We start from the raw sequence: 25,244 nt of genomic DNA, 5'->3' as shown, positions 1-25,244 counted from the left end.
GGCTCTGAACAATCACTATTTTCACATAAAACAGACAGTCCTTAGACTGCCTGCAATACACTGCTTATCGTTGCGGGAAACTCAGATTGAACTGTACATTTCCCTCTCCGGGATCAACCATCTCCACAGTTGCTTCGTACTGTCTCCCTGTTTTTCTTGATACCAGATCCTTATAATGGATTTTTCCTTTAGACAGGAACTTCTTTGCTGCCGTCTTATCCATCTTTTTTCCCTGACTCGCAAGGAATTTATCATTCTTCCATAAGGTAAAAGTACAGTTCCGGTCAGAACAGTAAAAGTTTACTTTCCCTTCCTGGACATCTGCTCCACATCGGGGACATTTGCCAATGACTTCTCCTTTTGCCTTTCCCTGAAACTGATTTTTCTTTTCTTCTGAAATTCCCTGATACCTGGCAACCAGTTCCTGCATCAGTTCTGTAATCCCATTTAGGAATTCATCTGCTGTCTCTGTATTCTGGGCAATGTGATTCAATGCCATTTCCCACTCTGCGGTCATCTTCGGAGATTTAATCTCATCTGGCAGAACTGTAATCAATACATTACCATCATCTGTCGGCACCAGATTTTTCTTTTCCCTTTTCACAAAACCAGACTGAATCAGTTTTTCAATGATTGCTGCCCTTGTTGCCGGAGTACCAAGTCCTTTCTTTTCTGTATCTTCGGTCAGTTCTTCATTCCCTGCACGTTCCATCGCAGAAAGCAGGGTATCTTCTGTGTACTGTTTCGGTGGCTGTGTGAAATGCTCCGATACCAAAGAATCACAGGGACCATAATGCTTGCCTGCCCAGATATCCAGCTCCGGCTCTTCTTTCTCAATCTTTACGCCAAAGAACTGTTTCAATTTATTTTCGATCGCCTTGAATCCTTCCTGCTTTGTTTTCTTTGCTGTGAGATAAAACGTATGATAATTGCAGGTGATCTGGCATTTATGGCTTTCATAAATATAAGGATCTGCAGTTGCTGTCAGAACCCTGGCACTGATCAGATACAAAATCTTGCGGTTTCGTTCTTTCAGTTCACCAATATCTGCTTTGGCTACTTCCATGGTTGGAATAATCGCATGGTGATCGGATACTTTCTTTGAATTTAATACCTTACTCACGTCTGGGTGATATTCCAGACCTTCAGCATAAGGCATTTTCCCAAGTAACATCTGAATCAGTGTTTCAGTGCTTTCTCCCATCTCATCTGTCAGATACTGGCTGTCTGTTCTCGGATAAGTGACCAGCTTCTGCTCATACATCTCCTGCACGGCATCCAATGTCTGCTGTGCGGTATAACCAAACATTCTGTTTGCTTCCCTCTGCAGAGTGGTCAAATCATAGAGCTTCGGAGGACGGACCGTTTTTTCTTTCACATCATCCTTTTCCACTTCGCACATACGCTCCATACAGTCCGCAGCCACTCTATCTGCATCTTCTTTTTTCTGAAAATGCTCTGTGACCGCATCCATCTCGTCAAACTTGATATGAGCCATATAATATTTTTCTTTGGTAAATTCCTTGATCTTCTGATTTCGATCCACGATCATGGCAAGTGTTGGTGTCTGTACTCTTCCAACTTTCAGATTCTGGTTATACAGAACGGAAAAAAGACGGCTCGCATTGATTCCCACCAGCCAGTCTGCCTTTGCCCTGCAAAGTGCTGACTGATAGAGACTGTCATAACACGAACCGTCTTTTAATGACGCAAATCCATCTTTAATTGCCTGTTCCTCCATGGAAGAGATCCAGAGCCGCTTCATCGGCTTTTTGCATCCTGCCTGCTCATACACCAGACGGAAGATTAGTTCTCCTTCCCGCCCGGCATCTGTAGCACAGATTACTTCATCTACTTTGGAATCTCGCATCAGTTTTTTCAAGATTCCAAACTGCTTTTTCGTGCCTTCCAATACCCTGTGTTTCCAACATTCCGGCACAATCGGCAGATCTTCATATCTCCATTTTTTATATTTTTCATCGTATTCTGATGCATCACATAATCCAACCAGATGTCCTACGCACCAGGAAACGAGATAACCGTTTCCTTCCACGTAGCCATCTTTTCTTGTTCTGGCTCCAATCACGGAAGCCAGTGCCATCGCAACCGATGGCTTTTCTGCAATCACTAATTTCATTTACTCCTACTCCTCTTCTTCATCTTCCAGTACATCATCATTGAAATCTTCATCTCTCAGGATTTCCGGTTCTGCACTTTCTTCCTGCTCATCTGCATCGTCTACTTCCCGTTTTTCTGACTCTGAATCTTCGGATTCATCTTCATCCTCTTCCATCTCATCCTCGTCATCATATTCATGCTTTGGTTTATAGACTTTGAAGTAATATCCTCCTGCCGCAGCTCCGACTGCTACCAGCGCAATCAGAAGATACGTTCCAAATGGGCTTTTATCTTCTGGCATCTGGATTTCATCCTCCACCTTATCTTTCTCATCTGTCTCTGTCGTTTCCGGTTTTTCTTCCTCTGCTTTTTTCTCTGGTTCTGCATAAACCGTATCCACTTCCGGAAGTGTCACTGAATCAGAAAGTGTGAAGTTCATCAGATCTTTCTCACTGACTTCTGTAAGGAAATACACATTATCCTGAGATTTTGAATTGTCAATAATCAAATAGAAAATCTTACCACTCTTCGTTGAAATGGTATAAAACTCTTTTGTGCCTTCCGTAGCTGTTTTGGTAACGGCTTCTGCCGTCTCGCCTTCTTTATTAAGCTGTTCCTCAATACCTGTTACTGTCCGATCATCCACGGTTCCTTTTGCATCTGTCGGCTCAGAAGCCTGTGCATCCTGCGGAAGCGGAGAAGTCGTTGTTTTCTCAGTCCCCGTTGCATCTGCACTGGTCGTAGTTGCCATTGCACCATTGCTGTCCCTGGAAGATTTCTGTTTTTCTGCCTGCTTCTTTGCCCATTCATAGTAAGGATTCTGCAACACATACTTTTCAGAAGTATTTCCAGCACCATCTGTTACCGTAATCTCAATCTGTTTTGTAGTAAAATCTTTCTGTGTCAGTTGCACTCTCAGCATTCCATCCTTCAAGTCTGTATAAGTGGTGCCATTGACGGTTACCGCAGTAATCCCGGATACTGTATCATTCCCCTGAATCGTCAGCACACCATCTGTCAGGGAAGCAGAGAGTGTCGGCTTTTCCGTGTCATAACACTTAATAGAGCGATTCTGCTCATAGACCTTCCCCTCACCATCTGTCACACGCACATACACTGTCTGGTTTCCAGTGATCGTGATACTTCCGCTTCCGGTTACATCCTGCCAGCTTCCATCTTTTCCTGCTTTTGCTTCAATCTTTGCTATTGAGAAACCTTCCGGCATATGGCTGGCATCTACCGTAACAGCAATGGTTGTTTCACCCTGTTTCCAGCCATCCGGTTTCTCAATCGTAATCGCAGGTGTGGTATTCTCAGCTGCATAAGCAGTCTGTGTCTGGAGCAAAGGTGTTGTCAGGCAAAGAAATGTCGTTGCTGCAAGCAAGCTCTTTTTTACCCTGCTTTTAGTAATTGTTCTCTTCTTCTGTTTCATTTTTTCCAGATTCATCATCGGCTTTTGTTTCCTCCTTCTGTATTTCTACCCTGCCGGGCAATTCATTTTTCATTCTCTTTTTGAAAGCTTCCAATTCCGGAATACTCATATCCATTGCACGGATAATTTTTACAATTTCCAGATTTTCTGCTTCTGTTTTTGCAATCTCCGCAGCCTTGAAACGCTTTAAGTCTGCTTCATATCTGGCTTTGGATGCTTCCATTTTTTCCTTGGCTTTCTCATAATCTGCCGTTGCTTTTTCAAGACTTTTCATCGCTTCTCCTTTCCGGACGGCTGATGCAGCCGCCCTTTTTTCTTACCATCGTCCAAATCCATAGAAATGGCTCTGCCAGTATGGAGAATTGATGGACGTATACTGCACCGGATGTCCACAATGGATCATCTGACCATTGCCTACATAGATTCCGATATGCGTTACCGGCTCCCCTGCGTCGTAAGTTCCAGTAAAGAAAATCAAATCTCCCGGCTGTGCCTCCGACTGGGATACTGGTGTACAAATGTTGTACAGTCCCTGTGCAGTCAATCTTCCTGTATTTCTTACACCAGAGTTTGTCAGGCAGTAACTTACAAATCCAGAACAATCAAATCCACTTGGAGAATATCCACCCCACACATACGGTGTTCCCAGATATCTCGCTGCTTCGTTCAACAAACGCTGTGCCGCTTCACTGGTGTATTCATTGCCGCCAAAGCCTGTCCCTTCTCCAGTTTCCAGATAAAAGATCGGGTTTAAGCGCTCTCCATTTTTCAGAAGTTCAATATGAAGATGGCTTCCTGTAGAATTTCCAGTATTTCCTACAAGACCAATCTCATCACCTTTCGTGACGGATGCACCTGCAGATACACTCCGGCTGCTTAAATGTGCATACCGCAGTTCATAGCCTTTACTGTCCTTAATCACAACATAATTGCCATAGCTATCGTTATAAGCAGAAGTTGTAACCGTTCCGGTCAGCCCTGCCATTACTTTCGTTCCCTCCGGTGCTCCGATATCCATACCATTATGAAGCTGATTTGCTCCTGAAATTGGATGAATCCGATATCCATAATAACTTGTCACACTGGAATACCAGTTAAAATCAACCGGTGTCGCAAACATCTGTAAATTGCCTTTCGTATCGTTATAGGCACTGAACAGTTCTTTCTGAAAAAATCTCAGCCTGTCCTGACAGATCAACATCAGATTTCCACTGTTTAAGGTGACATTCAGCACATCTACATCTCTTGTCCTGGTCACTTCCACTTCCTGGCTTCCATTATCATCTGCCAGATAACATTCCCAGGTCTTATGCCCATGTGCGGATGCCGCCGCATGATTATCATAGTAAACGTCAAACTGTACACCGTATCTTGCGAAAGCTCCGGTATCTTCTACCGTATATTCGACACCATTCATGACCACCTTTGTTCCCATTGGAACAAACGGATTGGAAGCATCTACCGCTAAGGTATGATTAGCAGTTGGGTATACTCCACTGGCAGTCGGGCCTCCGCTCCAAATACCACAACAGATTGGACAGTTACAATATCCGCTTGTTACAACCTGTCCCAACGATTCTCCAACTCTTACTGTTGCTGTCTCTGTCACAGTCTCATTGACTGCTTCAGTAGTCAGATGATATTGCTCTGCAAACAATGCATCCAGTTCAGGCTTGACCTGTTCAAAAGTAAACTCCTCATACTTTGCTGACAGATAACTGATCAGGATAAACGGATCATGCTCAATAGGCCCGATGTTATATCGGTATTCCTCATGTCCCGGTTCTTCAGACTCCATGTTGTTGATCCGCTCCTGCAGATTAGCTTCCAGCTGTGTGTAATACAGTTCCGCTTCCCGGATTGCCTGATCCGATGACAGATAACTGGTTCCGGTATAAGTGATCACATTTTGTAAAAACACTGCAGAGCAAGACGTGACATTCGTTATGATCAGAAACATCAATCCGATCAGAACTGCTACACTGATATACACCTTCCGGTTTTCTTTAAAGAAGTTGGTGACCTTACCGCCAATCTTCTTAATATAATCAATCGTACCTTTTGTAGCTGTTCCTACTGTCTGTTCACTTCGCTTCGCTTTGGCATAATCCCGTTTGATCTGTTGCTTCTGAATCTGTTTTTTCAGCTTCTTCTGCTCCTGATGGGCTGCAGCCTGTGCCTGTTTCTCTTCCTGTCTTTCAAGTCTGCTTCTTTTTCTGGATGCCCTCTGTTTCCTGCGTCTGGCACTTCTCTGTTCCAGCCGGTAAACACCTTCGCCACCTTCTTCTAACTTATGGGCACCTTCTACCGCCGCATTATCGTCTTCATTTTTGCTGATCTCACGGTGCAATGCTACGGAAGTTGCACTTCCTGCTTTCTTAACAGCAGAAATTTTTTCTGTTTTCACAGATTCCCCTTCGCCAAACTTCAAGCGGGATTTCTTCTGTCCAGGAGCTTCCCCTTCATTTGCCCGATAGACCTGTGCCTTCTTGGAATGCTGCTTAGCTTCCTTTTTCTTTTTTGCTTCCTCATAAGAAAACTTTTTGGCTTTTTCCTTCTGTTTTTGATGGCGAAAATTGACTCCATCCGTATCCATCTGGTTCAATTTCTCCATATCTTTTTCATTTTTCACAGAAGCACCAGTTTCCTCATAAGCAAATTTCAAACGCTGTTTTTGTTTTGGCTTTTTGCTGCCGCCGGTCTGATTTCTCCGGCTGTCTCCTCTGTTTTCTGATAGATCAGCACGTTTTTCTTTCAGTCTCCCTGACTGTCCGGCTTCAGATTTTTCTGCAAGTCTGGATTCTTTTCCGACTTCAGCACGAATCCTTTTCCGGTTTTGCTGCTTTCTATTTTGTCCAAAATCCTTACTTTGCTTCTCTGTCCGTATCAGTTCCGGTGCATCTCTGGATTTTTGCACAGAGGGACGAATATTTTTCCCACTCCGTTCAGACTGGCGGGAAGACTTATCCACAAGGCTTAATTCTTTTTCCCCTTGTTTTCCTCCCATCTGCACATCACTGGCACGGTTACTGACACGAACAGAAGATTTATCCGTCAGGTTTTCTTCCACCAGACCATCCTTGGTCATCTTCTGGACTTTCTTATCCCTGACTTTCATTCTCTGTTCTGCCACTACTTACTCCTCCTTCTTCGGATACCCTTTCCCTGCCTGTAATAAACAGAGAAAAGCGATGCCAAAAACAGCACCGCCACTAAAAGTTAATACATATGAAATTGCTCGTAACATTATTTTCTCCTTTGATTTAACCTGCTTCAGAAGTTTCCTCCAAGCGGGTTGTCATGATTTTATAGAGGGAATTCTTCGGAAATCTGTCTACGAATGGGATAATGACATTTCCATAGAACAGAAGTCCTTCCCCCTCATTGCTGTTGGTTACATAGGACAGCTGGGTTGGTGAGATATTCAGCTGTTTTGCCAGAATCTGCCTGTCTCCGGAAGCCTGGTTGAGCATATAAATGAAATCAGAGTTTTCAAAAATATTCTCGATTTCTCTGGAAGCCAATAAATCTTTGATATTCTGTGTTATCTGATTGTTATTATCAGGCGGCTTTTTATCCACCTCTCTGGGACTTTCGCCCATTTTCATCAGCGTGTCATTTCACGCTCAGCATAGCATATCTTTTTACCACGATTATATCGTACCGGCTGGCAATGCGGCCTCTTGGAGCTGTTATATTCTGCTTATGCAGGTTCAAGCTCTATGCGTTGCGTGTGGCTATTCTATTATGAATAGCCTTCCACTCGGATTAGGTCGCTACCCCTTTCCCGTTTTTTTCCGCATTGATACTTCTGACTTACTTGCCGGTTTCAGTCAGAACGGCGATAGTTTGCACTTTAAGCGACTAACAAGTAACAAACCAGTTCACCAGTTGGAATACCTCCCCATTTACGGAACCTCTTCCAAATTTCCACACTGTAAGCTGCTGTCTGCTCTTCTTTTAATAGAAGATGGAATTCATCCACATAGTAACGGGTAGATTTATGAGCGGAACGATTGATAGTCACTCGGTTCCATACCTGGTCCTGCACAATCAACATCCCGATCTTTTTCAGCTGTTTTCCAAGCTCTTTGATATCAAAACAAACGATACGATTGTTGATATCTACATTTGTGCGATGATTAAATACATTCAGGGAGCCTGTAACATAAATCTCCAATGAAGTTGCAAGACGCTGTGCTTCCGGCTCTTCCTGTTTCCGCAACAGATTATATAAATCCTCCAGGATTGGCATCTTCTCCGGCATTGGATCGGCAAGATATTCCTGATATACTAACCGCACACAACGGTCAATGATGGTCTTTTCTACCGGCTCCAGTCCATTCTTTCCTCCAACAATCAACTCACACAAAGACAGAATAAAATCTGCTTTCAGTGACAGTGGATTATCTTCCTCGGAATAATTCAGGTTCAGATCCATTGGATTGATATACTGGTCAGATACCGGTGAAACCTTCACCACCTGCCCATGCAGTGCCTGTACCAATGGAGAATACTCGGCTTCTGGATCGCAGATGATGATATCGTCTTCCGTAATTAGGAAACAGTTCGTAATCTCTCTCTTTGCTGAGAAGGACTTACCGGAACCTGGTGTACCAAGAATCAGTCCATTCGGGTTCTTCAAACGTTTCCGATCAACCATGATCATGTTGTTGGATAATGCATTCAATCCATAATAAAGAGCTTCCCCTTCCTGAAACAGTTCCTGTGTCGTAAATGGCACGAAGATCGCTGTTGAAGATGTGGTAAGCCCTCTCTGAATTTCAATTCGATTGACTCCCAGTGGAATACAGGACATGAGTGCTGCTTCCTGCTGATAATCCAGTTGTTTTAAAGAACAGTTATATTTCTGTGCAATTCCCTGCACCTGGAAAATATTGTTATCCAGTTTCTGACGCTTCCTTGCGGTATTCATCACCAGAACCGTTACAAGGAACATCCTCTCATTTCTAGACTGCAGATCTTCCAACAGGTTCTTCGCCTCTTCTCCATAAGTCACAAGGTCCGATGGAAGCACGTCCATATCATAACCGGAACGTACTGCTCGCTTCTGCTCTTCAATCTTCATCTTATCCAGATCTGAAATCTTACTCTTGATCATCTTGATCGCAGAACTCTGGTCAATGGACTGGATATGAATGTTAACATTGATGCTGTCATCCACATCCAGGAAGTCTGCAAGCATCCGGTCTGTCAGCTCCGGTGCAAGAATCTGCAGGTAACTCACACTCCCCATCGTTCTTCCCATCAAAAATGTCTGATTCTTGGAAAAGTTAAAGGAAGTCGGTGCAATAAAATCTTTGGTCTTTAATCCGGTTTCCGGCAGCATCTTATACTGGAACTTAAATGGTTCAATGCGATCCTGGTTGAACACATGATACAGAATCTCCAGCCTTTCCAGACCATTCAGGGAATGTGCCTGTGCTCCCAGGACCTTAAAGTTGTTTAAGATATCTGTTTCGATTCTTTCAAGCCTTGGTCTTGCCACTTTCAGGCTTTCCGCCTCGATTCCAAAAGTGATATACTTTGTCTTTACCAGACCATTATTTCCCTTGGAAAGCTGATTCTTCAACATGGTACGGTATTCTTCACGAATGGCATTGAAGTCATCGTTCTGATCCGGAATGTCAATGCTTTTCTCAAATTCTGCCACATCCACCTGCTGATTGATAAAGGACAGCTGCACACTGATGGAAGAATCAAAGTAATTTAAGAAATCACAGTAATTTTCAAATATCGTGGTCTTATCCTCATTTAAAGCAAGCTGATAGTTGATGTCATAAAACTGAATCGTCTTGGAGAAAAAGGTCTTTGTCACCTGGCAAATACCATCCTGCAGCATCCGAATATACGGAATACTCTGCTGTGCAGTTGTAGGAATGTTTTTCTGTTTCCTACGATCCCGTTCCTGCTTCTTTCTACGCTTTTCCTGTTCTCTTTCTTTTCTGCTTTTTTTGTTTCTTCTTTCCTGACGGTTTCTTTTTTCCGCCAGGGACAGACGCTCCTGCTGAGCCTCCTGCTTTGTCTTTTTTGCCATCCGGCACACCCTCCTTTTTCACAAGGGTGGAAATCTCCTGATAAAAATTTTCTGTCTTATATGGTCTTACTGCCGGACAGATAAACTTCTGTCGAATGATATTTGCCACCACTTTTTCAAAGGGAAGACCGTCTTTTTCATACATTGCCATGAAGAAAAATGGAAGCATGATCGTTACCATCAGGATGGCTGCGATACTGGAACCGATTGGTTTTCTCATGACCAGATAAAACGGAATCCCCACAACTGCGGCAAGTGAAAAGAAAATCAGCTGCCGCTTTGTCAGATTTAACGCTACTTTTGTTTTGACCTTGGTAAGGTCTTTTGGTACTGGTACATACGCCATGGTATGCGCTCCTTTCCTGCCCGTTAATGGGCATTGAATATTGATTTGCTAAGGCTTCCGGTCTTGAATAATGAAAATGCAAGAATCACGGTATAAGCCGCTACTGAAAACATTGCTGCATGAAGGTCACTGGATATGGTCATTGCATTTACTAAAACTGCATAAATTCCCACACAGACCATCATGAAGAATCCCTGAAATGCCAGTGCGAACAAGCCTTTTAAATAGTTGTTTCCGATATTGCCCCATTCCTTATTGGTCATGGTGGCAAACGGAATTGGTGCTATGGAAGTATAAAGGTAAATTTCTATCATTCTTCCGTACAAAATAACGGTTATAATGATTGACAGAATCCGCATGGTAATACTGATCAACAGCGTTTCCATGGATAACAAGAACAAATCCCCCAGTTCCATGTCTTCCAGTGCATCCACAATCCTTGTGATTGCTTCCGATGCATCCACCGCAGTGTTTCCTGATATCACCCCGGCGGCATTGTTGACCACATGCTGCCCAACGTCAAAGACCGCCATCGTGATATTGAACGTATTTGTCACCAGATAAATAGCTACATACGCTTTGAAGATCCAGAGGAAAATGTTATAAGTCTCAAATTCATGAAAATTATTTTTCTGCGTTACCATCGTAATCAACTCATAGCACAGGACAAATGTGATGATCAGTCCCGCAATGGGGACGATCACCGTCTGGGAAATGTTCTGGATCAGATTGAAGATTCCGGCATTCCATCCCTGCGGTGTCTGTCCCACCTGCCCGGCTATGGTTCCCACCTGCTCATTGACAGACGTGAACATGTTATCCAAACATGACTTAATAAGCCCGATTAGGATATCCTTTATCGCTTCCGTAATTCTCTCAATGATGGTGTTCATCTACCACTCCTCTTAAGAGAACAATGTTGCCAGCTGTGGAATCAGGGTAGTTCCCAGCAGCATGATTCCGGCACCAGCCATCAGCTGTTTGATGCCCTGGCTCTTAGCGCCGGGATTGTCATTTCCATATCCTTCCAGAAGGTTTACGACACCCCACACGCCAAGACCTGCGCCGATTGCGACTACAAGAGTTTTTAAAGTTGTAATTGCACTGCTAAAAAATGCCATATACATTCACCAAAACTGACTTCTTTCAGGTGTTTACGGGAATGAAAAAACACCGACTAAAAAGCCGGCGCACCTAATGTCAGTTATTCCTTTCCTCATTATTTTTCGTTCATTCCCAAGGTTACTCCGACAGCTCCACCTGAATTACCTCCACCTCTTCTTCGGGTTTCGGTGTGTACTGCGGATTTAACTCTTTTTCTACTTTGTATCGGTTTTTCTCATTTTCATCTGCAAGAAACCGATAATTTTTGTGTTTCGTGATATCATATTTGTCTGAGAAAAATGGTCTGGCACCACGAATCTGCAGGATACATTTTCCTCCATCCATGACTGCAATCTCATCTTCTGTCATCAGCTGTTTGCCTGTTTTCTGGTAATTCAGTCCAAAGGATTTCTGATTACTCCTCGTCTCCGAAGTGTTATACAGGTCAATAGTTTCCTTACCCAGAAGCTCGCTCATTTCCTTTAAGGTGGTTTTCTCTTTGCCACCAAGGAAAAGTGTAGTATCACAGTTGCCCAGAATGGTATCTGCACTATCCTTGTACATTGCCTTTAACTGGCTCTGTGACTGCAAAATAATAGAAGCAGAGATTTCCCTGCTTCGGATGGTTGCGATTAGCTTGTCAAACTGTGGAATCTGCCCGATGTTGGCAAACTCATCAGCGATGACACGCACATGCACCGGAAGTCTTCCACCATATACATCGTCTGCCTTATCACAAAGCAAATTGAAAAGCTGTGACTGCAGCATCGCAATCACAAAGTTAAAGGTTGTATCTGTATCGGACATAATCAAGAACAAGGCTGTTTTCCTGTCCCCAATCTTATCCAGTTCCATTTCATCGTAAGACATGATCTCACGAAGTTCTGCGATATCAAATGGGGCAAGTCTGGCTCCACAGGATATCAAAATACTTTTCGCTGTCTTTCCAGCCGCCATTTTGTATTTTTTATATTGTCTGACCGCAAAATGCTGAGGTTCTTTTGCCTCCAGCTCTTCAAACAACATATCCACCGGATTCTGGTAAGTTTCATCCTCTTCACGGGTTTCACTTTCATTCAGCAGATCCAGAAGGGTGTTGAGATTTTTTTCTTCCTCTTTCCCCTCGTACCAGATAAACGCAATCAATGCTGTGTACAGCAATTTCTCTGCTTTCACCCAAAAATCTTCGGAAGCTTTTTCCCCTTCGCCTTTGGTATTAACAATGATTGTTGTAACCAGCTTCAGGATATCTTTTTCAGACCGTATATAAGCAAATGGATTGTAATGAAGCGATTTGGAAAAATTGATGGTATTCAGAACCTTAATCACATATGGCTCATGTACCACTTTTCCAGATTTATCTTTCATGATATTTCCATTCTTATCTTTCTTAGGTGGTCCCTTTGCTAACATCTTCCCACACTCTTCAATCAAAGTGCCTTTCGGATCTGTAATGACCATGGAACAGTTCATCTGCATGACCGATGGTTTTACGAAAAAACGTGTCTTACCGGAACCACTGCCGCCGATGACCACTATATTTTTATTTCTTGCATACTTCGGCTGCTTCGGTCTGCTCTCCATGGTCAGTGCTTCTGTTGCTGTCAATGGAATGTTCATCCATGGATCTTCCGACATATAAGGCTTGATATCCTCTGCGGTTCCCCATCTGGCTGAACCATACTCGATGCCTTTCCGTAATTTCTTTGCGTCTGCCTGTTTCTGCCAGACCAACACTTTCAGAACGACTGCAACAACAATACCTGCTAGCAGATCTTTCCAGTTATTGCTTAACACAAAACCAGCAAAAATCCGGTCTGCGTGTTCCATTGCATATAATAGTTTGTTCCCCATATCTTCTCCCGGACTGTTCCGGTAAAGAAAAAATGCCCGGTCTGCATAGAAAGCAGCCAGAGCATAAGGAATATTTGTAAGAACCAGTTTCTTTTTATCCAGGGCGGACAGCTTACCCCCGATTTTATTCTTCCACTTCTGCATCAGAGTTTTGCCGCTTTTCTTTTTCATCGACTCTGCTCCTGATGCCGGTTCTTTACTTTGTCCTTCGATTTCTTTGGCATCATTGCCCGGTAAGCTGCAAGACGCTTATGAATGGAAGGTTTATTCGCTTTTTGAATCTGTTTCTGGGAAAACTCACGGAAAGCAGCATTGAGTGCATCCTGATCACGTCCCTTGAAGAATACCAGATAAACCGGAGGCTCTTTGCTCTTGTCTTTTTTCAGAGCATAATTGATCCCGTATTTTCTGGCATACCGTTCAAAGGACTTGATATTTTTATTTGTGATCTCGATATTGACCATCCCGGCATTCTGTTTTGCCAGCTCTTTTACCGTGACCTTTCCCTGTTTCGGCTGATTTTTCTGTGCTTTCTTCTCTACTGATTTCTGCTTCTGATGACGCAGATACGCAACAAGAACCTTTTTCAACAGGTTTGCCGTAATCTTAGTAGCCCGAATACAAAACGTGACCGTTTTCTGAGTTACCTCTTCCTGCATGACTTTTCCCTCCTTTCAGCGATTCAACTGCTGTCCAGATCTGTAATCATGGCAATCACCCCCTTTAATGAAAAAAGACAGATTAACCGGTAATCAGGTTCTGCACCTGTACGAGTTTTTCTGTCCCTTCTTCTTTTCTCTTATCTTCTCCACCACAATAGATGGGAACACACATTTCAAGTATTCTACTGTAAATACGCTGATGGGCAGTATCCAAATCTGTGGATTTCATTTCATTCAGTCCCAGATTCGTTGTTACGATCAGCGGAAGCATTTTACAATAACGGCTGTCTATCACATTATAGACCTGCTCCAGGGCAAACTCGGAATTTCGTTCTATTCCCAAGTCATCAATAATCAGCAGCGGATAATCCACAAGATTTTGTATGATCTGGTTCCTATCTGCCTGATAGTTGGTCATTTCATTTAAGATTCTGGAAAAATTTGTCATCATGACACGTTCTCCCTGTTCCAAAAGTGCATTTGCTATACAGCCTGCAAAAAAACTCTTCCCGGTTCCAACTGGTCCCATCAGAAGCAATCCTACATTTTTTCTCTTCATATCTGTCCAGTTTTCTACATACTGCCTGGCAATTAGTATCTTCTGGTTGCTTCCATTGTCATTTTCAAATTTCCATTCCCAGAATCTTCTTTCCCGAAGTCCGACGGATTTTCTCTGATAAAGCTGCCGCTGTGCTTCTTCCCGCTGCATCTTCTCATCAAGTTCCTGCCTGGCTTTTACCTCGCATTCACACAAACAGGACACTACATGCTCAAATCCCATCAGACTAACTTTCATCTGTTTTCTTTTTCCACAGATACCACAATGAAGACATCCCTCTTCATCCAGATAATCTGCTGTTACTTTGTTTTCCATCACAGGCTTTCTCCTTCCTGAAACTCATATTTATCCATTCCTGCCCTGGCTCCATCTCGTTCTGCCCAAAGACAGATTGTTGCAAAATGATTCTGATACTCTTTTCCACTGGATTTCATATAAACAGAGAGATGATCAATCCGTTTCTGATAATCCCATGGAAATAGAGTCATCAACTCCTGCAGTTCAGCTTCCGACAGAACAACATTTTTAAATCTCCCATACAGACCGAATTTTTCTTCCAAAGCGGGAGTATTGCTCTTACTCTTATCAGTATGATTCTTTTCAGTCTTATTTATCTTAGTATTACTTCCATCCAGATTCTTGCAGTCCGGACTTCTATTTTTTTGCGTTCCGGACTTCCAGTTTCTTGCAATCCGGATTTCCAATTCCTTGCAGTCCGGATTTCCAGTTTCTGGCGTTCCAGAAGCAAAGTATCTTACGGGCTTTCCTCTAATCCGTTTCACAAAATTTTTCACGTATATGACAGAGGGACGATTATTCCCCTGCCGATACCGTTCAATCAATCCAATCCCATGCACACTGTCAAGCTCATAAAGAAGCTTTGTTACTGTTGTATGCGACATTCGCAACAGCTCCTGCAATTCTGCAATCGTGTAAATGATATAGACATAACCATCACCGTCAATCCAACCATTTTTTTTAGAAAGACTGATACGATCTAACAGGATTCCATACAAGAGTTTTGCGTCTGTTGAAAGACTCTGAAATTCTTTTTCGGTAAACAGAGCTTTCGGTATCCGGAAAAAAGAAAACTGGTCAGATTCTTCTGCTCTGAAGTATTCAAAATCTGCCATAAATTATTTCCTATTCTTCTATATTATTGAAGTCATACCCTGCTGCACTTCCTGTACCATGACATAATTCATCAAGCACATAATTGAATGCATTCATCGCTTCTTCCAAATAGATTTCCCTAGCCTCTTTATCACACGCATACATATCGGCAATAAATCCTTCATCATTTCCTATTGCGTGTACCAGAGTCTCCAGAACTTTCATAAATTTCTTTTTTGAACACTTTTTATTCTGCCTGTTCACATATTTCTGAATATCCAGTACTCTATCAGCATTTTCCTCATTCTCTTCAAGAATTCCGAACGCCAGATTCATGCCAAATTCATAGCCATCGCAGGAAATCTGATCAACAGCAAGCTGTCCCAGCTCATCTCGATAATTTCTTTCTTCCATTGAAGTCAGTGGTGTCTCATATTCATACAGATATCCCATATCTGCAATTGTTTCCAGAATATCTCTGGATGCTTTCACCATTTTGTCCATAATGATTTCTCTTTCTTCCATCGGCATATTTGCCATAATGCTGTCTAATGTCATCATTGATTCTTCCTCCATCTCATTTTCATAAATATCGTTGATATAAAAGTGGTTTGCCTTTCCATTGTTCGGAATGATACGCACCAGATTTCCAACCTCCACCAGTTCCTGTACTGCCTGATCTACCCCATATCTGGTTGTATTCAGGTCTTTCTTCATTTCACTTTTTGGATAAATTACATACAAATCCCCCTTACCATCTACCCAACCATTCTGCACCGCAAATTTCAAACGATCCAGAAATAAGCTGTATAAAATCTTTGCTGTATTTGACAGATTTTTGTATTTTTCCATCTGGAACAGCACCTTCGGCACCTGCAGACAATCTACCAGCATATACTCCATCTTACTCATTGATTGTTTCCTCCTTCTGTTTGTACAGCACTTCGGCTGAATTAATATTGATTTCCAACATCCCTACAAATACCTGATAGTACAGAAGGCATATCTGTTCATCCTCTCTTGCCAGATACAATCCTTCCAGTTCATCGGACGGATGTTTCATTCCATATACTGCCTGACAGATATCATGGATTTTCTCACATTCCACACTTCTAAGATGCTGCTCCAAGGTGTGGTTAAATCTCTGCCAGTCCTCCAGTTTCTGATTTACTGACATCATGCACTGGAACAGTTCCGCTGCTTCACATGCTGCTGACAGCACTACATTTTTGTTATTGATACTTCCATCGGCATTTTTCATATGCCCTACCATATACGCCTGATCTACTGAACCCATCTTTTATCCTCCTCTATCTAAACGGCATTTCTTCTTCCATGCCCTCTGGGATCTCTAAGAACCCTTCCGCATCTTCTGGAAACGGTGGTCTGTCAACCATTTTTGCACCTGCGAATTCAATCCGGTTTGCATACACTTCGGTGGTATAAATCTTTTTCCCGGTATCCTTATCTTCATAATTACCTGTGACAATCTCGCCTTCCACCATGACCTTCGTGCCCTGCATCAGATAATCTCTGGCAAATTCTGCTTTCTTTGCAAAAGCCTTTACCGGAATGAAACTGACTTCATCGGAATAATTTCTTCTGACTGCCAGAACAAACTTGGCAATCTTATGAAGTCCTTTTTCATTCTCCACTTCGTTGTATCCGGGATTTCTTACCAATCGCCCGGAAATAACTGTTGTATTCATTGGCTTAACCCTCCTATGCTTTCATTGATTTGTAACAGATGCCGATACATGGTCCACATTTTCCATAGGCACATCCGTAACATTCATCTTTTTCCAACTCTTCTTGCTTCATTTCATCGGCAAACATTCCTAACAGTGTTGTATAAATCTTTTTCATTGCAAGGAACTTTTCTTCTGCTTTTTCCATCTTCTCTTTGTAAAATGGGATCAGTTCACGAAGAACTGGATGGAAACGTTCATTTTCATCATCCCAGGCACAGGTTTTCATCATACAACGTGGCTGTTTCTCATAATTGCCCAGATAATACGGGCAGAACGTACAGCCTCTTTCTTTAACAATTTCCACCGGAATCACTGGCATCTGACTTTTGATTTCCTTAGTTACATGCTTACTTTCAATTCGCTCTCTCATCTTAAAAATCCTCCAAGAATATATATTTGCAAAAGGGACTTCCCCTGAATTGCCTGGTTTTAAGCACAAAAAAAGAGGCAGACTTACGATTTTTGTTTTCGCAAGCCTGCCTCTTATCAATCTAATATTCTATTTTCCAATGACATACCGTATAAACACGTATATCGCTCTAATCACATACACTGGAATCATGATACTTCCAATCAATGCTCCAATGATGACACTTAATGCAGCCATACCAAGTGTTGCTGTGGTATCCATTCCTCTAGGGATTAGAATCAGCCGCATTTTATGTATTCCAAATGGAAGTCCGGAAAGAAATATCCACCAGAACAATTCTGTCTGTCCACTGACTTTCATGATGGTAAATACCATCCAGAACCAGAATAGCATAAATGCCAGTGGCAATATTGATTTTTTAATTACATCTTCTATCATCATCTTTTCATTCCTTCTGTCCAACTTTTCATATCATATTATTGTTTTTCTGCCCATGATGCTAGGAGCATAAATATCACTTCTTCCATCTGAGCTTTAGAATATGACTCAGGAAAATACTGTTTCAGCTTTTTCGCAGGAATCTGCACCTGTACTTTCTCAGTACTCTCATTCATACAGATCTGGTCAATCTCTGAATACGTCAACATCCGCTCTTTTGAAATCTGCTTCAATTCCTTTGCCTGCTTCATGGACGGTACCATATTGTGATTACTCATATACTGAAGCAATATCTGTTGTTCTTCACTTCTCAAATATGAAACTTCAACAGCTGTATTAAAGGGAAGCTTCTTCTCGTCTGCCAGTTCTAAAAGCTCTGTGATTAACTCTGTCAGATGAATATATCGAAGAATCTGTCTGGAACTATCTCCTGTATTCTGACTGACTTCTTCCACCGCCAACTTCTTGCCAACTTGGCAAGAAGTTAAATCAGACCGTTTCCCCTGACGCTTTAACGCCTCATATTTCATTTTATAAGCAAATGCCTTTTCGCTGATCAGCAGCTCTTCTCGTTGAATGTTGGAATCTACCATGATCACCGTCGCTTCATCATCTGTAAGATCTTTGATGATAACAGGCATTTTCTCTAATCCTGCAAGTTCACATGCTCGTTTTCGCCGATGACCAGCTACAAGCTCATAACCACCGGACTCTCTCAACCGCACAATACCAGGAACCAACACGCCATACTGTGTAATGCTATCTGATAATTCTTCCATTTTCTTATCATCTTTTACTTGAAATGGGTGATTCGGAAATGGATGAAGGCTTCCTATTGCTATCTCACTAATTCCATTGGTCGTCTCTTCATTTGTTCCAAACAACGCATCAAGTGGCTGTAAGGAAATGGTAGTTGCTCTTTTTTTAGATGGCATCTTTCAGCACCTCCTCCGCCACTCTCCGATAGGCTTCTGTAGCTTTGCCTTTCGGATCATAAGAGAAAATACTCTGTCCTTCTCTGACTGCTTCCTTCATTCTTACAGAAAATGGAATATAATTATCAAAAATATGAATTTGACTTCCATATACATTTCTGAGAAGCTCCATATTATTTCTGGCATCATTCGTATGAGCATCGACCATCGTAAACAAAATACCTCCTACTTGTAGCTTCGGATTGATCTGCTTACGGACCTTGCCGATTGTTTTTAACAGTTGTTGCAATCCTTTGATTGGTAGGTAGGACGCTTCAACCGGAATGAGGACTTCATCCGATGCAGCCAGCGCATTGATCGTAATCATTCCCAATGATGGCATACAATCTATGATGACTGCATCATATTGATCCTTGATACCATATAAAATCTGTTTCAATACATATTCCCTGCTCATTGCATTTACCAACTGGACTTCCGTACCTGCCAGTCCAATATTAGAACAGATAATGTCTATTCCCTCTGCCTGATGTCTGATATAACAGTCGGAAGGAATATCTTCATCTTTCATTACTGCATCCATAAGAGCTGTAAGTGTTTCATTACTGTCATCACAATCACGATATCCAAATCCTGCGGATACATCAGACTGTGGATCGGCATCAACGATTAACACTTTCTTATTCTTTTGTGCTAATCCTACAGCTAAATTAGCTGTACATGCGGACTTTCCAGTTCCCCCTTTTTGGTTTACAATAGAAATAATTCTAGCCATTTTTTCATCACCTTTCAATCAATAAAAATGACCGAATCAGCTAAACAGATTTTCATCCATTACGAGCTAATTCGGTCCTGTTTTCACTATTAAATTGTAATATCACCACTTTCGTGATACAGTAAAAGCATCTCAGATAAAAGCGGAAATTTTCTTTCATCTGAATAAGGTTTTTATAAAAGATAGGCCTTTCCTTCATAAATTTGTTGATTCGTTGCAAGTTTTTTTCAGGACCAAATCGACTCAACCCCTTGTATTTACTGGGTTTCCGTTGATTTAGTCTTATTTTATCATCATCATCTCCACATCGAATTCCTGTCCAATATAAAATTTGAAATGCATAATATGAAATCGGTTTATCTTTAATAGCTTCAGAAAATTTAAGATATTCATCTAATGTCCAAAATTGCATCTCTTTTCCTTTTGCCCTTCCCATTTTCTTATTAGCTATACATGGATTTCTCGGCAGTTCATAATATTTGACTGCATGATTAAATATTGCATTTAACTGGTTCTGAATACTTCTAAGATAAGTCTGTGAATACCCTTTTCCGTTCTCATCCCTTTGACTTAATAGCTCATTTTGCCATTGTAAAACATCAACAGAAGTAATTTCTGACAAGCTTCTATCCTTAAAATATGGTAGAATATGTGCTTCTATGATATTTTCTTTATTATCCATAGTACTAGCTTTTAACTGTGGTCGTAAATCTCCCATATAGATATCAATAAAAGCACCAAATCCCATATTAATATCTTTACTGGTCTTTGCCAAAAATTCACGTTCATACTTCAATGCTTCTTTTTTAGTAGAAAATCCTCTTTTCTCATGTTTTCTACGCACGCCTTTCCAGTCTTTGTAGTAACAAGCAACACGCCATGTCGTTCCTTTATATCCATTCCATTTGTCTTTATATACCGCCATATCCTACCTTCTCCTTCCCATAATTTAAATATGGCTTTCCTCTCAGGAATTTTGTATAATCATCGTGTAATCTAGCTTGAATATCTAATGTACCCACAAGACTCTCTATGTACAAAGTAGAAATCAAATAGGAGGACATATTTTTTATTTCAAGAGTCGCATCTATAAGTCTGTTTAAAATGTCCGCTATATGTTCATATCGTAATTTTAAGAAACGAGATTTCACTTCTTCCCATGGATAAAACGTACCTTTCACTAAAACTTTATCTCTTGGATAGCAAACCATATCGCAAATGACATCATAAATCTCATGTACCATTATGACCTCATCTTCATTATGACGTTCTGCAATTTCTATAAGCCAACTAAGCCTTATATTATCTGCAATTATTTCTTTGTATTTATAAATATCTATCTCTCGCTCCACATCCTCTTCTACTTCTGATTTTCCAGATAGATGGATAGATTTTATATTATCTGTTTTTATTTCTTTGCTCTTATTATCCTTATTATATTGCAGTGTTTTTTCCGCGATGGCATTTCCGTATTGGTTTTTCCATGTCGAATTATCTGTAATGGATTCACCGTGACGGATTTCCCGTGGCGGTAAATCTATCACATTCCTCTTTTCAGTAAAAACTTCTATTTCGCTAACATACTTTCCATCTTTTCCCCGAGTCTTTTTACGCACTACATATCCCAGTGATTCTAAATTAAAAATAGATTTTCTTATAGCGTCTACACCATCTGGAACAATAGCACTTAAGCCCGATATGCTAAATTTCCATTCATCTGGCAAACTGCATATTGTACATAAAACTCCTCTATCTTTCATAGAAAGCTCTTTATCTCTCAAAACATTATTACTAATTATTGTAAAATTTTTTTGAGTTTTATTTTTTAAAACTGCCATTCAAAAACTCCTTATCTAAGATTTTTCTTGAAAAGAAGCACCTGCCATGCTAACATTTACTCAGCACATTCATGTTAGTAATAACATGTGCAGCCCCTTTGCCGAGGGGCTTTTTCTTTTCTAATTATTTCTGTCTTTCTTATTAATGAACACCAGATTTCAAACACGCCTCCTCATACCAGATTCGATTAACCTTTCCTGATACTACAATCGCTCTTGGATTCTGTTCTTTCATTTCCTTATTCAGTTGCTTTATCACCTCATAGGCTTTGGCTCTAGATACTCCAAGATCAAATTTGACTGTATCGACTCCTACAAACATTGGTACTCTTTCTTCTGTCATAACTTTCTCCTTTCTTGAATTTAATAATCAACCTTAAAGGTTTGTACATTCATAATATACTAATCTAATCAGTTAAGTCAAGTCTTAATTTTTTTAGTTAATCCAATTTTTTTAGTTTAATATTTTTCATTTCTTGTTATAATAAGATTAAACTATTTTTGAAAGGTTGATTTTATGACTTTTGATATTATGAAATTATTTGAAAATGATAACTTTATCTCTCCTGGTTCAATCGGCGGAAAAATAAAAAAAATTCGTGAGTTAAGGGGACTTACCCAAAAACAATTAGGTATCATGTGTGGTTTTTCCGCTTCATCCGCAGATGTACGAATTGCTCAATATGAAAAAAACAAAAAAATACCAAGAGAGAAAACACTCAAAGACATATGTGAGGCCTTGAATATTGATGTGTATTGCCTATTTGATGCAGATATGCTCCCATATCAGCGTATGTTTCACGCTTTATTCGATATTGAAGACTTTCATGGTTTACATCCTATAAAAAGAAATAACAAATACTATCTTGAATTCAGTGGACCTACTGTTATAGGGCAAGATATCCTTCCTCATGATTTTGACGAATTTCTTAAAGAATGGTATGAGATGTACCAACAACATCTTCCGAATCCAAGCGATACTAAAAAAGAGAAAGAAAAAAAAGAAGCTAACTATGCTCTATGGAGATATGAATATCCAATAAATGTTGCTGAGGAAAACACAAAAAAATTACAAAATCAAATGAAAATGAATCACTTACAAGCTCAAATGGATGCTTTAAATGCAGAAATGCAAGGTGAGGCCGAACTATCACAACTTGATTCTGCAATGGCAGATGCTCTTGCAGCTAGTAAAAAAGTATATAGGGATATCACAAAAGAATCTGAATTTATTCTGCTTATAAAAAAATTAATAGAAGCAGATATTCCTATAAAGCGTTTTTCACCCGAAGTCAGCACTAAAATTGACTATGATCACATGCACATTATCTCTATTAAAACACAGGATATAATTAATAATGAATCTAACAAGTCATATTTCGCTGAATTCCTATGTCAAATTGAAACTATGCAAAGAGCCGGTTTGAATATCAACAGAAAAATTACTTGCAAAAATAATGAATTGTATGTAACTTATGAAATAGCCAGCTCACAATGGAAATATCTTGAAAACCTAAACAGATACTGGGATGATATTATCTATATTAAAGAGCGAATTGGTTCATGGCCAAATCAAGAAATAGACGAATTAAATAAGAAATTTTTAAATAAGATTACTGGCCCTCATGACATGATAATTAACTAATATTACTTTTTCACACAAAACTACTGGAATAATATAGACATTTTATAGACGAACAAAATAAAGAGCCGCTATCTAAGCGGCTCTTCGGCATTTTGGTACTATTCAAACTCTATCGTTCCCGGTGGTTTGCTCGTCAAATCATAGAATACTCGATTGACTCCCTTAACCTCATTGATAATTCGGTTCATAACTTTATTAAGGACTTCGTATGGTAACTCAGCGGATTCTGCAGTCATGAAGTCGATGGTCTTTACGGCACGAAGTGCTACTGCGTAATCGTAGGTTCTCTCGTCGCCCATTACGCCAACGGAGCGCATGTTTGTGAGTGCGGCAAAGTACTGATTGATTTCCTGGTCAAGACCTGCATTTGCGATTTCTTCACGGTAGATGGCATCGGCATCCTGAACGATCTGTACTTTTTCTGCGGTTACTTCGCCAATGATTCGGATTCCGAGTCCTGGACCTGGGAATGGCTGACGGAATACTAACTTTTCAGGGATTCCGAGTTCCAGACCTGCTTTTCGTACTTCGTCTTTGAAGAGATCACGAAGTGGCTCGATGATTTCCTTGAAATCAACGTAATCAGGAAGTCCTCCTACGTTGTGGTGGGACTTAATCACTGCGGATTCACCGCCAAGACCACTTTCTACAACGTCTGGGTAAATGGTTCCCTGTGCGAGGAAGTCTACTGCACCGATCTTCTTGGCTTCTTCTTCGAAAATACGGATGAATTCTTCTCCGATTATCTTACGTTTTGCTTCTGGTTCCGTTACGCCTGCTAACTTATCGTAGTATCTCTGCTGTGCATTAACACGAATGAAGTTTAAGTCGAACTGTCCTTCCGGTCCGAATACACTTTCTACTTCGTCACCTTCGTCTTTACGAAGAAGGCCGTGGTCTACGAATACACAGGTTAACTGCTTTCCGATGGCTCTTGATAATAAGCCGGCTGCTACGGAGGAATCTACTCCACCAGATAAGGCAAGTAATACTCGTCCATCACCAACTTTTTCACGAATTTCTTTTACAGTGTTCTCTACGAATGCATCCATCTTCCAGTCGCCTGCACATCCACATACGCCTAATACGAAGTTAGATAACATCTTTGTTCCTTCTACTGTATGAAGAACTTCTGGATGATACTGGATAGCATATAAACTTTTTTTTGCATTCTCTGCGGCTGCTACCGGACAGTCTGCTGTGTGTGCGCTGATTTCAAATCCTGGTGCTACTTTGGAAATGTAGTCAAAGTGACTCATCCAGCAAATAGTTTTCTCGGATACGTCTGCAAAGATTTTAGAATCTTTTTTATCTACTAATACTTCTGTTTTTCCGTACTCACGTACTGGAGCTGCCTCGACCTTACCACCAAGGATATGCATCATAAGCTGTGCGCCGTAGCATAAACCAAGAACAGGGATTCCCAGTTCAAAGAGTTCCTTTGTGTAAGTTGGGGAATCTGGCTCATAACAGCTGTTTGGTCCGCCAGTTAAGATGATTCCCTTTGGATTCATGGCTTTGATTTTTTCGATATCTGTTTTATAAGAATAGATTTCGCAGTATACATTGCACTCTCGGACACGGCGTGCAACAAGCTGATTATACTGTCCACCGAAGTCTATTACTATAACGGTTTCTCTTTTCAAAGATGTTCCTCCTGTCTTTTATGATTTATCTTTTATTCTACAACATTTTCCGTGTGCTTTCTACCCCTAATAAGAAAAAGTTTTTTCTTTTGTTCGGATAAAAGCAAACCACCGAGTACCAGAACGATTCCTAATCCAGAAAGAAAAGTTATTTTCTCATGTAAAACGATGACGGATGCTACCGCTGTGACCACCGGCGCAAGGTAAATATATACACTTGTCTTGATTGCTCCAAGGATTCTTACTGCCAGATTCCACGTCACAAAACAGATGGCGGATGCGCCAAGTCCCAGATAGAAAATGTTGAATATGTATGCTGGTGTGGAGAATCGTTACAAGTCCCATTTGAAGTCAAAGAAATATAATGCAGGAATCATAAATAAGATTCCGTAGAAAAAGGTTCTTCTCGTTGTCTGGATAACTGAATAGCCAAAGGCTCCCATTTTCTTTGAAAGAACTGCATAAAATGACCATACCATCGCCGCACCAACGGACAAAATATCTCCAATTGGATTTAAATGCATCGTTGTCCCGCTAAAGCTAATGATGGAAATGCCAATCAATGCAATAACGCATCCTGTGACATCCTCCCCCACCTGT

At 40.9% G+C, this 25,244-nt stretch carries 25 protein-coding genes and 3 pseudogenes; 1 reads left to right on the top strand and 27 read right to left on the bottom strand.

All coding sequences use genetic code 11. The annotated features are described in order from the left end of the window. Positions 1-64 precede the first annotated feature (64 nt). From EUBHAL_RS01875 to EUBHAL_RS01765, 24 genes and pseudogenes are all read right to left on the bottom strand, one after another. Entirely contained in the window at positions 65-2,137 is a 2,073-nt protein-coding gene (locus tag EUBHAL_RS01875) for a DNA topoisomerase 3 (protein WP_005344197.1), read from the bottom strand. Between the two features lie 6 nt (positions 2,138-2,143). Beyond that, positions 2,144-3,568, bottom strand: a complete 1,425-nt coding sequence (locus EUBHAL_RS01870) for a CD1107 family mobile element protein (RefSeq protein ID WP_118364969.1) — start codon at positions 3,566-3,568, stop codon at positions 2,144-2,146. Next, positions 3,522-3,824 (bottom strand): DUF4315 family protein, encoded by a 303-nt coding sequence (locus tag EUBHAL_RS01865; protein WP_005344193.1) that lies wholly within the window; start codon positions 3,822-3,824, stop codon positions 3,522-3,524. The genes EUBHAL_RS01870 and EUBHAL_RS01865 overlap by 47 nt, the downstream gene beginning before the upstream one ends. Positions 3,825-3,866: 42 nt before the next feature. Continuing rightward, a complete protein-coding gene (locus tag EUBHAL_RS16650) occupies positions 3,867-6,668 on the bottom strand; it encodes a CD1108 family mobile element protein (RefSeq protein WP_005344191.1) in 2,802 nt (933 codons plus the stop codon). Positions 6,669-6,686: 18 nt separating this feature from the next. Then, a complete protein-coding gene (locus EUBHAL_RS15605) occupies positions 6,687-6,797 on the bottom strand; it encodes a hypothetical protein (RefSeq protein ID WP_008688066.1) in 111 nt (36 codons plus the stop codon). A 16-nt stretch (positions 6,798-6,813) separates the two neighbouring features. Then, positions 6,814-7,098, bottom strand: a pseudogene (locus EUBHAL_RS01855) (hypothetical protein); the annotation flags it as partial. 338 nt (positions 7,099-7,436) lie between these two features. Next, a pseudogene (locus EUBHAL_RS01850) lies at positions 7,437-9,608 on the bottom strand (VirB4-like conjugal transfer ATPase, CD1110 family); the annotation flags it as partial. Continuing rightward, on the bottom strand, positions 9,490-9,954 hold the full coding sequence (locus EUBHAL_RS01845; protein WP_005344185.1) for a PrgI family protein: 465 nt from the start codon (positions 9,952-9,954) through the stop codon (positions 9,490-9,492). The pseudogene EUBHAL_RS01850 and the gene EUBHAL_RS01845, both read right to left, overlap by 119 nt. A gap of 23 nt (positions 9,955-9,977) precedes the next feature. After that, positions 9,978-10,847 carry a VirB6/TrbL-like conjugal transfer protein, CD1112 family gene (locus EUBHAL_RS01840; protein ID WP_005344182.1) on the bottom strand — a complete coding sequence of 290 codons (870 nt, stop codon included), beginning with the start codon at positions 10,845-10,847 and terminating at the stop codon, positions 9,978-9,980. A gap of 12 nt (positions 10,848-10,859) precedes the next feature. Continuing rightward, a complete protein-coding gene (locus tag EUBHAL_RS01835; protein ID WP_017144663.1) occupies positions 10,860-11,075 on the bottom strand; it encodes a Maff2 family mobile element protein in 216 nt (71 codons plus the stop codon). A gap of 121 nt (positions 11,076-11,196) precedes the next feature. Then, positions 11,197-13,056, bottom strand: coding sequence for a VirD4-like conjugal transfer protein, CD1115 family (locus EUBHAL_RS01830; protein ID WP_330360893.1), 1,860 nt, complete (start codon positions 13,054-13,056; stop codon positions 11,197-11,199). Positions 13,057-13,079: 23 nt separating this feature from the next. Next, positions 13,080-13,571: a PcfB family protein gene (locus EUBHAL_RS01825; protein WP_005344175.1), complete on the bottom strand. Its 492-nt coding sequence runs from the start codon at positions 13,569-13,571 to the stop codon at positions 13,080-13,082. An 82-nt stretch (positions 13,572-13,653) separates the two neighbouring features. Then, positions 13,654-14,448, bottom strand: a complete 795-nt coding sequence (locus EUBHAL_RS01820) for an ATP-binding protein (RefSeq protein ID WP_005344173.1) — start codon at positions 14,446-14,448, stop codon at positions 13,654-13,656. Continuing rightward, positions 14,448-15,266, bottom strand: coding sequence for a replication initiator protein A (locus EUBHAL_RS01815; protein ID WP_005344171.1), 819 nt, complete (start codon positions 15,264-15,266; stop codon positions 14,448-14,450). Before EUBHAL_RS01815 ends, EUBHAL_RS01820 begins: the two co-directional genes overlap by 1 nt. 10 nt (positions 15,267-15,276) lie before the next feature. Further along, positions 15,277-16,158 carry a replication initiator protein A gene (locus tag EUBHAL_RS01810; protein ID WP_005344169.1) on the bottom strand — a complete coding sequence of 294 codons (882 nt, stop codon included), beginning with the start codon at positions 16,156-16,158 and terminating at the stop codon, positions 15,277-15,279. Next, positions 16,151-16,543, bottom strand: a complete 393-nt coding sequence (locus EUBHAL_RS01805) for a hypothetical protein (RefSeq protein WP_005344167.1) — start codon at positions 16,541-16,543, stop codon at positions 16,151-16,153. Before EUBHAL_RS01805 ends, EUBHAL_RS01810 begins: the two co-directional genes overlap by 8 nt. Positions 16,544-16,556: 13 nt before the next feature. Then, entirely contained in the window at positions 16,557-16,955 is a 399-nt protein-coding gene (locus EUBHAL_RS01800) for a single-stranded DNA-binding protein (RefSeq protein ID WP_005344165.1), read from the bottom strand. Positions 16,956-16,968: 13 nt separating this feature from the next. Further along, positions 16,969-17,367 (bottom strand): hypothetical protein, encoded by a 399-nt coding sequence (locus tag EUBHAL_RS01795; protein ID WP_044921493.1) that lies wholly within the window; start codon positions 17,365-17,367, stop codon positions 16,969-16,971. A 129-nt stretch (positions 17,368-17,496) separates the two neighbouring features. Further along, complete coding sequence (locus tag EUBHAL_RS01790) at positions 17,497-17,808, bottom strand: DUF6050 family protein (RefSeq protein ID WP_005344156.1); 312 nt, start codon at positions 17,806-17,808, stop codon at positions 17,497-17,499. A 35-nt stretch (positions 17,809-17,843) separates the two neighbouring features. Next, positions 17,844-18,740 carry a ParB/RepB/Spo0J family partition protein gene (locus EUBHAL_RS01785; RefSeq protein ID WP_005344154.1) on the bottom strand — a complete coding sequence of 299 codons (897 nt, stop codon included), beginning with the start codon at positions 18,738-18,740 and terminating at the stop codon, positions 17,844-17,846. Then, positions 18,730-19,515: a ParA family protein gene (locus tag EUBHAL_RS01780; RefSeq protein WP_044921490.1), complete on the bottom strand. Its 786-nt coding sequence runs from the start codon at positions 19,513-19,515 to the stop codon at positions 18,730-18,732. Before EUBHAL_RS01780 ends, EUBHAL_RS01785 begins: the two co-directional genes overlap by 11 nt. 52 nt (positions 19,516-19,567) lie before the next feature. Then, the gene (locus tag EUBHAL_RS01775; RefSeq protein WP_005344150.1) at positions 19,568-20,440 is read right to left on the bottom strand and encodes a tyrosine-type recombinase/integrase; all 873 of its coding nucleotides are present in this window, start codon (positions 20,438-20,440) and stop codon (positions 19,568-19,570) included. Further along, positions 20,427-21,353 (bottom strand): DUF6017 domain-containing protein, encoded by a 927-nt coding sequence (locus EUBHAL_RS01770; RefSeq protein WP_005344148.1) that lies wholly within the window; start codon positions 21,351-21,353, stop codon positions 20,427-20,429. Before EUBHAL_RS01770 ends, EUBHAL_RS01775 begins: the two co-directional genes overlap by 14 nt. Before the next feature lie 142 nt (positions 21,354-21,495). Further along, entirely contained in the window at positions 21,496-21,696 is a 201-nt protein-coding gene (locus EUBHAL_RS01765) for a hypothetical protein (protein WP_005344145.1), read from the bottom strand. Between the two features lie 189 nt (positions 21,697-21,885). Between EUBHAL_RS01765 and EUBHAL_RS14635 the strand changes: the two genes are divergently transcribed. After that, positions 21,886-22,998, top strand: coding sequence for a helix-turn-helix domain-containing protein (locus tag EUBHAL_RS14635; protein ID WP_167534379.1), 1,113 nt, complete (start codon positions 21,886-21,888; stop codon positions 22,996-22,998). 98 nt (positions 22,999-23,096) lie between these two features. Here the strand turns inward: EUBHAL_RS14635 and guaA are convergent, their stop codons facing one another. The 3 genes and pseudogenes from guaA to EUBHAL_RS16085 form a co-directional block, all read right to left on the bottom strand. Then, positions 23,097-24,644, bottom strand: a complete 1,548-nt coding sequence (guaA, locus tag EUBHAL_RS01755) for a glutamine-hydrolyzing GMP synthase (RefSeq protein ID WP_005344141.1) — start codon at positions 24,642-24,644, stop codon at positions 23,097-23,099. 32 nt (positions 24,645-24,676) lie between these two features. Further along, on the bottom strand, positions 24,677-24,946 hold the full coding sequence (locus EUBHAL_RS16090) for a DMT family transporter (RefSeq protein WP_081452245.1): 270 nt from the start codon (positions 24,944-24,946) through the stop codon (positions 24,677-24,679). A gap of 30 nt (positions 24,947-24,976) precedes the next feature. After that, a pseudogene (locus EUBHAL_RS16085) lies at positions 24,977-25,244 on the bottom strand (EamA family transporter); the annotation flags it as partial.

It is taken from the genome of Anaerobutyricum hallii DSM 3353 (assembly GCF_000173975.1).
GTDB classification, from domain to species: Bacteria; Bacillota; Clostridia; order Lachnospirales; family Lachnospiraceae; genus Anaerobutyricum; species Anaerobutyricum hallii.
This window is presented reverse-complemented; position numbering and strand designations above follow the sequence as displayed.